This window comes from Aliarcobacter lanthieri, from assembly GCF_013201625.1.
Classification (GTDB): Bacteria; Campylobacterota; Campylobacteria; order Campylobacterales; family Arcobacteraceae; genus Aliarcobacter; species Aliarcobacter lanthieri.
Genome location: NZ_CP053839.1, coordinates 1,497,486 through 1,510,267, shown reverse-complemented (window position 1 = coordinate 1,510,267; position 12,782 = coordinate 1,497,486). Strand labels below are relative to the sequence as shown.

Sequence of the window (12,782 nt, the reverse complement as noted above, 5' to 3'; positions counted from 1 at the left end):
AATCTATTATAAATTATAATTCACTTATATAAATTTTTTTAGGATAAATATAAATGATATTCAATAATAAATTTAGACTGATTATATCACATAATCATAGCGCAAAAGTTAACTCAAATATAGATAACACACTATTTAAAAATTTTAAAGAGACTGATTTACCAATATTAAGAATATACTCGTGGCAGAACTCAATTACATTTGGTGCTGGACAGAATCCAGAAGATTATCAAAATTTTATAAAGGAGTATAAAAACAATTATTCAAAAAGAATAACTGGTGGTGGAGTTTTATTTCATGGACATGATATTTCATATTCACTAATACTTCCATCACAAATGATAGAAAATAAAAATGTAAAAGAGACTTATGAGTTAATTTGTAAGTTCATAATAACTTTTTATAATGATATTGGATTAAATGCTTCTTTTGCAAAAGATATAAAAGAGATAACTTTAAGTAAAAGTCCTTTTTGTCAAGTAGGATTTGAGGCTTATGATATTATAATAAATGGACAGAAGATAGGTGGGAATGCACAAAAAAGAGCAAAAAAAGTAATTTTTCAACATGGCTCAATTCCAATAAAGAATGTAAAGAATGATGAGAAATATGGTACAAGCTTGGAGAGTTTTAGTATAAAATTAGAGTTTAAAGAAGCAATAGAAAAACTAAAAGAAGCATTTGAAAAAACTTTTGATGCAAAACTTGTAAATTCAGAATTGAATGAAGATGAATTAAAAATATATAATGAATTATGTAAGGAATAAACAAAATGACACAACAAATGAAATTAAATCAATCAGCAAATTTTAAAAAACCAGAGTGGTTAAGAAAGAAATTAACTCCACACACACAAGTAGAAATGGAGAGTCTGCTTAAAGATGTAGGTGGATTACATACAATCTGTCAAGAAGCAAAATGTCCAAACATAAGTGAATGTTTTGCAAATAAAAATGCTACATTTTTAATCTTAGGAAATATTTGTACAAGAAGATGTACATACTGTAATGTTACAACAGGACGTCCAAATGGAGTAGATTTAAGTGAAGTTCAAAAAGTTACAACTTCAGTTTTAAGACTTGGGCTTAAATTTGTAGTTATTACAAGTCCAGCAAGAGATGACTTATCTGATGGTGGAGCAGAGCAATTTTACAAAGTTACAAAAGATATTATAGAAAAATCTCCACAAACAAAAGTTGAGATTTTAATTCCTGATTTTAGAGGGAATGAAGATAGCTTAAAAAGAGTTATTGATTCAGGTGCTACAATAATTGGACATAATGTTGAAACAGTACCTAGTTTATATAGAATACGACGAAATGGAACTTATGAAAGAAGTTTAGAAGTTTTAAGAAAGTTAAAAGAACTTGGTGGAGACAAAGTTAAAACAAAAAGTGCTTTAATGGTAGGACTTGGAGAAACAGAAGAAGAAATGGTTCAAGTCTTTAAAGATTTGTTAAATGTTGGGTGTAAATTTTTAAGTATAGGACAGTATCTCGCACCTAGTGGAGATTATGAAAAAGTTATTGAGTATGTAAAACCCGAACAATTCCTAAAATATGAGAAATTAGCTTATGATTTAGGATTTGAATTTGTGAAAGCAAGTCCTTATGCAAGAAGTTCATATATGGCACATCATTATTTAAATATGGCTTCTGCTTTGTAATTAATAATAATTTACAAAATATTATTATATAATCTAACTTTAATAAATGATTTAAAATAAAGGTAATTGATTTACCTTTATTTTTTTACTTGATTTTTTTTAATTTAGAAATTAATATTAAGGAGTCTTCTTGAGTGAGCAAATAGATAAAAACGAGACTCTTTCAAATGAAATTGAAGATATTCTATCTCAAGATAACATAGATAAACATCAGCTACTAGATAAACTTAAACTTTTAAATCAGTATAAAAGAGCTTTGGATGAAAGCTCAATAGTTTCAAAAACTGATATTAAAGGTATCATAACTTATACAAATAATAACTTTTGTGAAATTTCAGGCTATACAAAAGAAGAATTGATAGGTAAACATCATAATATAATAAGACATCCAGATATGTCAAAAGAAGTTTTTGAAGAGTTATGGAAAGTAATTGCAAAAAAAGAAATATTTAAAGGAATTATTAAAAATAAAAGAAAAGATGGTAGCGCTTACTATGTAGATACTACTATTATTCCAATACTTGATAATGAAGATAATATTATTGAATTTATGGCAATAAGATTTGATATTACAAAAATATATGAACAAGAAAAAATTATTCAAGAACAATATTTAGATGAATTAACTAATTTACCAAATAGAATGAAACTTCTAAAAGATATAAAAAAATCAGAATATTCAAAAGTAGCACTTATAAATATAAATAGATTTAGAGATATAAATAATTTTTATGGTTTTGAAGCTGGTGATAAAGTTATTCAAAAGTTTGCATCTATTCTTAAAAAGTTGACACCCTCAAATTTATTTTTATACAAACTATCAAATGATATTTTTGCAATATTATCTCAAGATGAAGGTATGTTAGATGATCTAAAGTATTTTTGTAAAAATATTATAGAAAAGATTGCACAAAATCCAATTTTAGTTGGTAATAATAGTTTTTATATAAATGTTACAATAGGTGTTGCTTGTAATTGTCTAGATAATAATTCAAACCTACTATCAAAAGCTGAATATGCTGTAAGAATTGCTAGAAAAAAAGGTCATGCCATACTATTCTTAGATGAAAATATAGAGTTATATAATAAGCTAAAAGAGAATAGAGAATTAGTTGAAGAGTTAAAAAATGTTTTAGAAAATAATAATCTATTACTTTATGGTCAAAAAATGATAAATAACTTTACTGGTGAAGAGAAATATGAAACTCTTATGAGATTAAAGTTAAGTGATGGCTCTATACTATCTCCTTTTAAATTTTTAGAAGAAGCAAAAAAATCAAAACTATATCTTAATATGACAAGAATGATAGTTAAAAAAGCTTGTGAATATTTTCAAGGTAAAAATATAGGTTTTAGTATTAATCTAACTTTAGAAGATTTAAAAGATCAATATACGATGGATTTTATTTATAATACACTTCTTAGAACAAAAACAGCAGAACTTATAGCTTTTGAAATAGTTGAAAGTGAAGGAATTGAAAATTTTGAAGAAGTTGGTAATTTTATAAAAAGAGTTAAACAATTAGGTTGTAAAGTTGCTATAGATGATTTTGGAACTGGATATTCAAATTTTGAATATATTATCAAACTTGATGTTGATTATGTAAAGATAGATGGTTCTTTAATAAAAAATGTAGATACAGATGAACATTTATATCTTACAGTGAAAGCTATTGTAAATTTTGCAAAAGCTTTAAATATAAAAACTGTTGCAGAATTTGTTCATAATAAAGAAGTTTTTGATATTGTTCAAGAATTAAATATAGATTATTCTCAAGGTTATTATCTACATCAACCAGAAGAGTTAAAATAAACTCTTCTACTTTTTATTCTATATCTTTAAAAAACTCTTCCATTGAAGTATTAAATAACTTAGAGAGTTTGAGTAAATGAACTAAATTAAAATGCTTTCCATGTGCATTGTTTTCAGTATTTGCATAAAATCCTGAAGATTTTTGTCCAATAGATAAAGCAACTTCTAATTGACTTAAATTTCTCTCTTTTCTTAATCTTTTAACATTCTTTGAAATCTGCTTAAAATATTCTTCAATTTCTTCTTCTGTAACTATTTCTGGTAAATTTAACATATTATTCCTATAGAAATTATTTCTATAAGAGTATTTTAAAAATAACTTATATACAATCTTCTAAAGAAATCATTTCTATAGGAATAATTATGAATAAAGAAAAAGAAATCATTTTAGATGATTATGCATTCTTAGTGAGTCAAACAGATGAAAAAGGAATTATAGAATTCGCAAATGAAGATTTTTGTAAAGTTGCTGAATATAGTATTGATGAATTAATTGGACAACCTCATAATATTGTAAGACATCCTGATATGCCCAAAAGTGCATTTGAAGATTTATGGAATACTATAAAAAATGATAAAATTTGGACAGGATATGTAAAAAATACTACGAAGTCTGGTGGATTTTATTGGGTTTTTGCAACAATTTATCCCACTTTATTATCTAATGGTAAAAAAGGATATCTTTCTTGTAGAAAAAAAGCAACTTCTAAAGAGATAGAAATAGCTATAAATTTATATAAAATTTAAGAATAGATCACTTTCAAGAATATTATATTCATGAACTAGAAGAGTTAATTAAACTCTTTTAGTTGTGATTTATCTCTTTATCTAAATAGTAACCAGTATATGAACCACTATTTTTATGATTTTTTGCCATAAATTCTGGTGTTCCTTCATCTACAATTTTTCCACCTTTGCTTCCACCTTCTGGACCTATATCTATAACCCAATCAGAGTTTTTTATAACATCAAGGTTATGTTCTATTACAAGTACAGAATTTCCTAAATCAACTAAATGATGAAGAACTTTTGTTAGTCTGTCCACATCAGCAAAATGAAGTCCAGTTGTAGGCTCATCTAATACATAAAGAGTATTTCCTGTATCTTTTTTACTTAATTCTTTGCTTAGCTTTATTCTTTGTGCTTCTCCACCTGATAGTGTGATGGCATTTTGCCCTAAAGTTATATATCCAAGTCCTACATCACTTAAAGTTTGAAGTTTCGCTTTAAGTTTAGGTACTTTTATAAAAAATTCTAAAGCTTCATCAACACTCATATTTAGAACATCAGATATATTTTTACCTTTGTACATTATCTCTAAAGTTTGAGCATTATATCTTTGTCCATGACAAGCATCACACTTAACCATAATATCTGGTAAAAAGTGCATTTCTATTTTTATTTCACCTTCTCCTTGACATTTTTCACATCTTCCACCTTTTACATTAAATGAAAAACGACCGATTTTATATCCTCTTAAATTTGCCTCTTTTGTTTTAGCAAATAAATCTCTTACTTCATCCATAAGTCCAGTATAAGTTGCAGGATTACTTCTTGGAGTTCTTCCTATTGGGCTTTGGTCAAGATAGATAACTTTATCTAATTTTTCAAGTCCCTCTATTTCTACTCCATCTACTTTTTTAACTTTTCTTGCACGATTTAAAAGTTCTTGTGCAACAGGAAGTAGGGTCTGCAATATAAGCGATGATTTTCCACTTCCACTAACTCCTGTTATTGAAACTAAATTTTTAAGAGGAATTTTCACATCAAGATTTTTTATGTTGTTTATATTTACATTTTTGATCTCTATAAACTCTTTTTGTGGACGGTTGTGAGCATACTCTATTCTTTTTGCTTCTGTTACATACAGTGCTGTTAAAGTTTTTGCTTTTTTCATTTCTTTTAGTGTTCCAGCAAATACTACTTCTCCACCAAATTTTCCTGCATTTGGACCAATATCAACTATGAAATCAGCTGATTGAATTGTTTCTTTATCATGTTCTACAACAATAACTGTATTACCTTTTTGTTGTAATGCTCTTAAAGTATTTATTAGTTTACTTGTATCCCTTTCATGAAGTCCAATAGATGGTTCATCAAGTACATACATAACTCCTGTTAGTCCACTTCCAATTTGAGAAGCAACTCTTATCCTTTGGGCTTCTCCTCCACTTATAGTTCTGGCATCTCTTCCTAAAGTTATATATCCTAAACCAACATCAAAAAGAAAAAATATTCTTTCTCTTATCTCTTTTAAAATAGGTGCTGCAATCATTTTATTTTGTTCAGATAAGTACTCAAAATTTTTTTCATCTTGAAAAAATTTATGTGAATCTTCAATAGGTATATTTAATAAATCAGGAATAGTTTTTTGTGCGACAAAAACACTTTGAGAAGAAGGCTTTAATCTATTTCCTCCACATGAATCACACTTCTTCTCTGTCATATATTCAGCCATCTCTTTTTCATCTTTTATCATATCATAAGCTAATTTTATGATACCTTCCCATTTTCTTGTAAGTTTATGTCTTTTCCAGAAAAATGAGAAATCTTCAGCACTTCCATGTAGTATTGCTTTTTTTTGATAATCTTCAAGCTCACAAAAAGGAATTTTAGTATTTATTTGCATACTTTCACAAAATGCCATAAGCATTTTAAAGTAAAAACCTTTGTTAAAACCATAAATGATTTTTATAGCTCCATTTTCAATATCTAAATCTTCATTTATTATTTTTTTCATATCAAGAGTATAACGAATGCCTAAACCATCACAAGAACTACAAGCACCTTTTGGTGAGTTAAAAGAAAATGACAATGGTTCAAGTGGTTCAAATGATATTTTACAGTCAAAACAAGCCATATGTTCAGAGTAATGAATACTTTTTTGTGTACTTAATTCTTCATAATTCGCTATTTCAATTTCTAATTCTCCAAAACTCTCTTTTAATCCTTTTTCAACATCTTGTGCAATCCTATCTTTATTTTCATCTTTTATTGTAACTCTATCTATAACCACTTTAATAGTATGCATTTGTGTTTTTGATAACTCAATATCTTCATCAAGTCTTACCATAACACCATCTATTATTGCTCTTACATATCCTTTACCTCTAAGGCTTTCTAGTAAATCAGCAAAGCTCCCTTTTTTTCTATTGATAAGTGGTGCTAAAATAATAAGTTTTGAATCTTCTGGTAAAGATAAAACTTGTTCTATAATATCACTAACACTCATTTGTGAGATGGGTTTTCCACATTGATGACAGTGTTGTTTTCCAACTCTTGCATATAAAAGTCTAAAATAGTCGTAAATTTCAGTAATTGTTCCAACAGTTGAACGAGGATTTTTTGATGTTGTTTTTTGATCAATTGCAATTGCTGGAGTTAAACCTTCTATTCTTTCAACATCAGGTTTTCCAACTTTATCCAAGAACTGTCTTGCATAAGAAGATAAAGACTCTATATATCTTCTTTGACCTTCAGCATAAAGTGTATCAAAAGCTAAAGTTGATTTTCCACTTCCACTAAGTCCTGTAAATACTATAAGCTTATTTTTTGGGATTTCTAAGTTTATATTTTTTAGATTATTCTCTTTTGCATTAAAAATTTTTATTGTATCACTCATATATTGCCTTTAAAATTTTAAAGCTAATATTATAGGATAGTTTTGTTAATAGTTTTGTAAATTTACTTAATATTTCAAGGCTTTAGCCTTGGAATATTAAAACACTGTTTTATAAATTGTAACTATTAGTACAAGAAGGTTTAAAAGTAAAACAAATGATTTATATGAAGTAGCTTTTGTTCTCTCTTTTATCTTTATTCCAAAATATACACCAATAAGAGAACCAATACCGATTATTGCACCTTCATAATATAACATATTTCCATAAATTGAAGTAGAAATAAAACCTCCAATTGAAGAAAAAATTACGAAAAATAGTCCTAAAGCAGTTGCTACTTTTAAATCATATTTTAAGAATCCAACTAAAATAGGAAGTAATACTAATGAACCACCAATTCCTATACTCATAGCTAAAATTCCAACAAAATAACCAATAACTAAAAGTACAAATATACCTTTGTCTTCTTTTTGAGCAGTTGAATAAGCAGGTGCTCTAAATAGAGTGTAAATTGTATATAAAAGTGCAGTTATAAAAAGATATTGAAGGTAGATATCTGGAACTTTTGGTAAAAAATAACCACTCGTAGCTCCACCTAAACTAGCTCCTAATCCTAATATAACACCATCTCTTACTAAGCCTTTAATTTTCTTTGAATTTAAAAAAGAACCATAAATTGAAGAGAATACCATTTGCATAATAGATATTGAAACTGCTTCTTTCATTCCATAGTTTGCAAGTAATAACATAGGGATTAATATACTTCCTCCTCCAATACCAAAAAAACCAGAAGTAAAACCCGTGATAAGCCCAAAAGCTATTAACCCAAATTCCATAATTAACCTTTTTTATTAATTTTTAATGTTTCAATAAAAGATTGGTACTCTTTTTCTAATACTTCATTCTTTTCATTTATATTACAGTCACAATTTTCATTTTTTACATTACTTTCTAAAATAGAAATTCTCTCTATTAGATACTTAAACATCTCTTTATTGATATCAGGTAATTCATTGTGAGCTAGTTTATCTTTAGAGTTATCTTTTCTTTCATCTTTTTTAATAATTCTTGCAGGAACTCCAACAGCAGTTGAATTTTCAGGTACATCTACAACTACAACAGAGTTTGCTCCTATTTTTGAGTTTGCTCCAATAGTAATATTTCCTAAAACTTTTGCTCCACTTCCTAAAACAACATTGGATTTAACAGTTGGATGACGTTTACCTTTATTTAGACTAACTCCACCTAAAGTTACACCTTGATAAATTAAAACATCATCTTCAACTATAGCAGTTGCTCCAATAACTACTCCTATAGCATGATCAATAAAAACTCTTCTTCCAATAGTTGCTGCTGGATGAATATCTGTTTTAGTAAAAAAAGATGATATTCCAGAAACAACTCTTGCTAATTTTTTAAAACCTTTATAATATAAATTATTTGCTATTCTATGATTTATTATTGCCCAAACACCAGGATAATTAAAAAATATCTCAAAGTTTGATTCTAAAACTGGATCATTTAACTTTGGAACAGAAAAATCTTCTTTTAACTGTTTCCATAAAGATAGTTTTTCACTATCTTTTTTTGATTCTTCACTCGTCGTCATAATAACTCCAGATAGTCTTTAAATAGCTGTTATCACTTAGATATTTTTGTAGAATTTCATAAGTTTCTATTGATACACTTCTTCTTAAAATTGTTTGGATTTCTTCTGTATCATAATCTATATCTTCTAAAATATCTATGATTTTTTGTGATTCTAAAATATGTTCAAGTGCAACTTCTCCATCTTTAAATACTACATTTACTTCTGTTGGATGAGAAAAAAGATTATGTTTCATTCCTAAAGTATCCTGATATGCTCCAACATTAAAGAATCCTAAAAAATAATCTTCTTTATTTAGATTTACATCATGTAAGTATAGAGGTTTTTTTATATCGAAAGGTATTTCTCCATCACTATCACAAGTAATATCCCATAAAGATGCACTTCTTGTTGGTTTTTCATCAAGGTGAGTTATTGGCATAATTGGGAATTCTTGATTTATTCCCCAATAATCAGGTAAAGATTGAAATAAAGAAAAATTTAAAAGATATTTTTCTTGAATATTTTTATCAAATCTTTTTAACTCTTCATAATCATCAATTTGAAGTAATGAAATAGCTTTTTTTATAATTTGATGAGTTAATATTTCAGCATTTGATCTATCTTGTAAATCAATATATCCTAAATCAAATAGAGTTAATAAAGACTCAAGATGATCAATACTATCATGCATAAACTCATAAGCTGTTTTCTTAGTCATATCTTTAAATAGTTCATTTAACTCTGCAATTAAAGGTGGGTTTTTCTCTTTTAATTTTAGATGGCTTATCTCATATTCAGCTGAAAATAGTTCTAAAACAGGAGTTATAAGTACAGTTGAAGCGGCACTTATAAATCTTCCTGATTCAGTGAAAATATTTGGTTCTTCAACACCTTTTTGTCTAGCAATCTCTTTTAATGTAAATACAACATCACTTGCAAATTCTCTTAATGAGTAAAATCTAGTTCTTTCATAAGCACTATATTCTACACTTAATCCACCTCCAATATTTATTGAAGATAGATTTTTTGCTCCTAAATTTTTAAGTTCTGCATAAATATGTCCAGATTCTCTTAAAGCTTTTTTTAATGGTTTTATAGAGTTCATAGCTGAACCTATATGAAAGTGAATCATTGTAAGTAAATCTTCAAGATTATTGTCTTGCATAAGTTCAAAAGCTTCTAATATTTCTGTTGATGTAAGTCCAAATTTAGAATCAATTCCTCCACTTTTTGCCCAAGCACCACTTCCTCCACTGTGAAGTCTTACTCTTAAACCAACATTTGGAGCTTCTAGTTTAGTCTCTTTTAAAACTTCAACTATCATTTCTAATTCATTTAAACCTTCAATAATTACAGTTATATGATGCCCCATACTTTTTGCTATAAAACAAAGATGTATCATCTCTTTATCTTTAAAGCCATTGATTGTAATTGGACTTCCCATATTATTATATGTCATAGCAATAATTAGTTCAGCTTTACTTCCAGCTTCAAGTCCATAATTGTATTTTTTACCAGCACTTATTAATGGGTGAATAAAATTTGGTAATTGATTTACTTTTAAAGGAAATACTGCATTAAAAGTACCTTTATAGTCATATTCTTTTATACTTGCATTAAAGGTATTAAAAAGAGTTTTTATCTGTTTTTTTGTTATATGAGGGAACCTTAAAAGTAAAGGTCCTTTAAACCCTTGTTTTCTTACATTTTTTACAATTGATATTAAAGATGGATTACTATCATAATCAACCTTTACTAAACCATCTTCAATAAAAAAATTATTATCAGACCAAATGTCTATACCATATTTATTTTTCAACTAAAAACTCCTCTAATGCAATATTTTTTTCTTCTTTTGTATCTAAATTTTTAATAAAAATTGTATTATTTTTTAACTCATTTTCACCAATAAGTGCAACAATATTACAGTTTAATTTCTCTGCTATTGAAAAGTGTTTTCCAAAACTTCTACTTGAATACTCTATATAGGTTTTGGTATTTTTCCTTTTTTGAATAGCTATTTCAAAAGCCTTATTTTGTGAAGATTCATCTAAACTGCCAATATAAATAAAATCTTCTTTTTGCTTTTTAATTTTAACTAATTCAAGTAATCTTTCAATTCCTATAGCAAAACCAATTCCTGCAGTACTTTTACCACCTAAAAATTCCACAAGTCTATCATATCTCCCTCCACCAGCAATAGCACTTTGAGAACCTATTTCATTGCTTATAAACTCAAAAGCTGTTTTGTTGTAGTAATCAAGACCTCTTACTAAATTTGAATCAATTTCATATGAAATATTATTAAAAGTTAAAATCTCTTTTAACTTTTCAAAATCACTATTACAAGAGCTACATAAACTATTTGTTATTTTAGGAGAGTTAATAAGCAATTTTTGACAAGATTCAACTTTACAGTCAAGTATTCTAATAGGATTTGTTAAAAGCCTTTTATTACAATCATCACAAAGTTTATCTTTAAATGTTGAAATATGTTTTATTAGATTCTCTTTATATTTTGGCATACATTCAATACAACCTAAAGAGTTTAATTTTAGAGTAAATCCAATATCAAAAAAATCTAAAATCTCTTTTATTAACATTATAATATTTGCATCTTCATAAACATTATTTACTCCAAAAACTTCACAACCAAATTGGTGAAATTCTCTTAATCTTCCTTTTTGTGGACGCTCATATCTAAACATTGCTCCATAATAAAACCATCTATAAATTCCCCCAGCACGGTCAAGTTTTTTTTCTACAAAGTGTCTTACAACTCCAGCTGTTCCTTCAGGTCTTAAGCAAACATCATTTTCACCTTTATCAATAAATTGATACATCTCTTTATTTACAATATCACTACTTTCTCCAACACTTCTTTTAAATAGTGCGGTTTCTTCTAAAAGTGGAGTTTCTATATATGAAAATCCATATTTTTCTGCAATTTTTGAAGCATTCTCAATAAAATATGTAAATAAAATACTATCTTCATTTACAATATCTTTCATTCCTCTTAAACTTTGAATAGTTTTTGTGCTACTTTGCATTTATAAAATCCTCTATTTGTTTCTCAATTTCTTCTATTTTTTGCCCTGCATCAATAAATATATGCTCAATATTTATACTTTTAATAACTGCTTTCATTCTACTTTGAATTGACATTAGATAATCAATACCCCTTTTCTCTATACTATCATTCTCTTTTTTTGAGAGTCTGTTAATCAATTCATCTTTACTTAATTCAAGTAAAATTATCTTGTTTGGAAAATTATTTTGTGTTGCAAAACGATTTAATTCAAGTAATTTCTCAATATTCTCATCTTTAGCATAAGCAATCCCAGAGATAAATGATCTATCTGAAATTATAAGTTTGTCTAAATTTGGTATAATTACTTCTTGTGTATGTTCAGCACGATCTGCTAAAAATAAAAACATCTCAGCAATATTTGAATTTGCTTCTCCATTTAATATTATTTGACGAAGTTTACTTCCTAGAACTGTTCCTCCAGGTTCTTTTGTAAAAATTGCATTCTTAAATTTATTTCTTAAAATTTCTAATTGGGTTGATTTTCCAGCTGTATCAATACCTTCTATGCTTACATACATTCAATTATCCTTTTTGGAACTAAATGTTCAAAACTTCCTTTAAATCTTATGATTTCTCTAACTATAGTAGAACTTACAAAAGCATGTTCAAGCGTTGGCATTAAGTAAACTGTTTCTAAATTTTTATTTATTGAAGAGTTTGCATATCCCATTTGTAGTTCAAATTCAAAATCACTAACAGCTCTTAAACCTCTAATAATAGTATTTATTTTAAGTTCTTGTGCAAAATCAACAAGCAATGTATCAAACCCAATAACTTGAACATTTGATAAATGTTCTGTTGCCGCTTTTACAAATTCAACTCTTTTTGAATGAGAAAACATAGGTTTCTTTAACTCACTTTTTGCAACACTGATGATTACTTCATCAAAAATCTTTGTTGCTCTTTCTATAATATCTAAATGTCCAATTGTTATTGGATCAAAAGTACCACTATAAATAGCTTTTTTATATGAACCTATATAATCATATTTATTTTTCATA

The 12,782-nt window shown here is 27.1% G+C and carries 12 protein-coding genes; 4 read left to right on the top strand and 8 right to left on the bottom strand.

The features are described from left to right. Positions 1 to 53: 53 nt before the first annotated feature. From ALANTH_RS07660 to ALANTH_RS07650, 3 genes are all read left to right on the top strand, one after another. Positions 54 to 767: a lipoate--protein ligase family protein gene (locus ALANTH_RS07660; RefSeq protein WP_026807570.1), complete on the top strand. Its 714-nt coding sequence runs from the start codon at positions 54 to 56 to the stop codon at positions 765 to 767. 5 nt (positions 768 to 772) lie between these two features. Continuing rightward, positions 773 to 1,666, top strand: a complete 894-nt coding sequence (lipA, locus tag ALANTH_RS07655; RefSeq protein WP_228133188.1) for a lipoyl synthase — start codon at positions 773 to 775, stop codon at positions 1,664 to 1,666. A gap of 130 nt (positions 1,667 to 1,796) precedes the next feature. Beyond that, positions 1,797 to 3,479: a bifunctional diguanylate cyclase/phosphodiesterase gene (locus ALANTH_RS07650; protein ID WP_051583594.1), complete on the top strand. Its 1,683-nt coding sequence runs from the start codon at positions 1,797 to 1,799 to the stop codon at positions 3,477 to 3,479. A 13-nt stretch (positions 3,480 to 3,492) separates the two neighbouring features. On the opposite strand, the gene ALANTH_RS07645 is transcribed toward ALANTH_RS07650, so the two are convergent. Continuing rightward, the gene (locus tag ALANTH_RS07645) at positions 3,493 to 3,753 is read right to left on the bottom strand and encodes a helix-turn-helix domain-containing protein (protein ID WP_026807572.1); all 261 of its coding nucleotides are present in this window, start codon (positions 3,751 to 3,753) and stop codon (positions 3,493 to 3,495) included. 89 nt (positions 3,754 to 3,842) lie between these two features. On the opposite strand from ALANTH_RS07645, the gene ALANTH_RS07640 reads away from it, so the two are divergent. Continuing rightward, positions 3,843 to 4,226 carry a PAS domain-containing protein gene (locus ALANTH_RS07640; protein ID WP_034236746.1) on the top strand — a complete coding sequence of 128 codons (384 nt, stop codon included), beginning with the start codon at positions 3,843 to 3,845 and terminating at the stop codon, positions 4,224 to 4,226. 58 nt (positions 4,227 to 4,284) lie between these two features. On the opposite strand, the gene uvrA is transcribed toward ALANTH_RS07640, so the two are convergent. The 7 genes from uvrA to coaD form a co-directional block, all read right to left on the bottom strand. After that, entirely contained in the window at positions 4,285 to 7,101 is a 2,817-nt protein-coding gene (gene uvrA / locus ALANTH_RS07635; RefSeq protein WP_026807573.1) for an excinuclease ABC subunit UvrA, read from the bottom strand. Positions 7,102 to 7,197: 96 nt separating this feature from the next. Next, on the bottom strand, positions 7,198 to 7,935 hold the full coding sequence (locus ALANTH_RS07630; protein ID WP_026804624.1) for a sulfite exporter TauE/SafE family protein: 738 nt from the start codon (positions 7,933 to 7,935) through the stop codon (positions 7,198 to 7,200). 2 nt (positions 7,936 to 7,937) lie between these two features. Next, positions 7,938 to 8,708 (bottom strand): serine O-acetyltransferase, encoded by a 771-nt coding sequence (gene cysE / locus ALANTH_RS07625; RefSeq protein WP_029888303.1) that lies wholly within the window; start codon positions 8,706 to 8,708, stop codon positions 7,938 to 7,940. Further along, positions 8,695 to 10,509 (bottom strand): biosynthetic arginine decarboxylase, encoded by a 1,815-nt coding sequence (gene speA / locus ALANTH_RS07620; protein ID WP_026804622.1) that lies wholly within the window; start codon positions 10,507 to 10,509, stop codon positions 8,695 to 8,697. The genes cysE and speA overlap by 14 nt, the downstream gene beginning before the upstream one ends. Continuing rightward, positions 10,499 to 11,740, bottom strand: a complete 1,242-nt coding sequence (gene hisS, locus ALANTH_RS07615; RefSeq protein WP_026807575.1) for a histidine--tRNA ligase — start codon at positions 11,738 to 11,740, stop codon at positions 10,499 to 10,501. Before hisS ends, speA begins: the two co-directional genes overlap by 11 nt. Then, positions 11,730 to 12,299, bottom strand: a complete 570-nt coding sequence (tmk, locus tag ALANTH_RS07610) for a dTMP kinase (protein ID WP_026807576.1) — start codon at positions 12,297 to 12,299, stop codon at positions 11,730 to 11,732. Before tmk ends, hisS begins: the two co-directional genes overlap by 11 nt. Continuing rightward, the gene (coaD, locus tag ALANTH_RS07605; RefSeq protein ID WP_051583595.1) at positions 12,290 to 12,781 is read right to left on the bottom strand and encodes a pantetheine-phosphate adenylyltransferase; all 492 of its coding nucleotides are present in this window, start codon (positions 12,779 to 12,781) and stop codon (positions 12,290 to 12,292) included. Before coaD ends, tmk begins: the two co-directional genes overlap by 10 nt. Position 12,782 lies beyond the last annotated feature (1 nt).

Coding starts and splice junctions, on each gene's coding strand:
- hisS (WP_026807575.1), bottom strand. CDS start 11,740: ATGCAAAGTAGCACAAAAACTATTCAAAGTTTAAGAGGAATGAAAGAT.
- ALANTH_RS07640 (WP_034236746.1), top strand. CDS start 3,843: ATGAATAAAGAAAAAGAAATCATTTTAGATGATTATGCATTCTTAGTG.
- lipA (WP_228133188.1), top strand. CDS start 773: ATGACACAACAAATGAAATTAAATCAATCAGCAAATTTTAAAAAACCA.
- cysE (WP_029888303.1), bottom strand. CDS start 8,708: ATGACGACGAGTGAAGAATCAAAAAAAGATAGTGAAAAACTATCTTTA.
- tmk (WP_026807576.1), bottom strand. CDS start 12,299: ATGTATGTAAGCATAGAAGGTATTGATACAGCTGGAAAATCAACCCAA.
- ALANTH_RS07660 (WP_026807570.1), top strand. CDS start 54: ATGATATTCAATAATAAATTTAGACTGATTATATCACATAATCATAGC.
- coaD (WP_051583595.1), bottom strand. CDS start 12,781: ATGAAAAATAAATATGATTATATAGGTTCATATAAAAAAGCTATTTAT.
- ALANTH_RS07645 (WP_026807572.1), bottom strand. CDS start 3,753: ATGTTAAATTTACCAGAAATAGTTACAGAAGAAGAAATTGAAGAATAT.
- ALANTH_RS07630 (WP_026804624.1), bottom strand. CDS start 7,935: ATGGAATTTGGGTTAATAGCTTTTGGGCTTATCACGGGTTTTACTTCT.
- uvrA (WP_026807573.1), bottom strand. CDS start 7,101: ATGAGTGATACAATAAAAATTTTTAATGCAAAAGAGAATAATCTAAAA.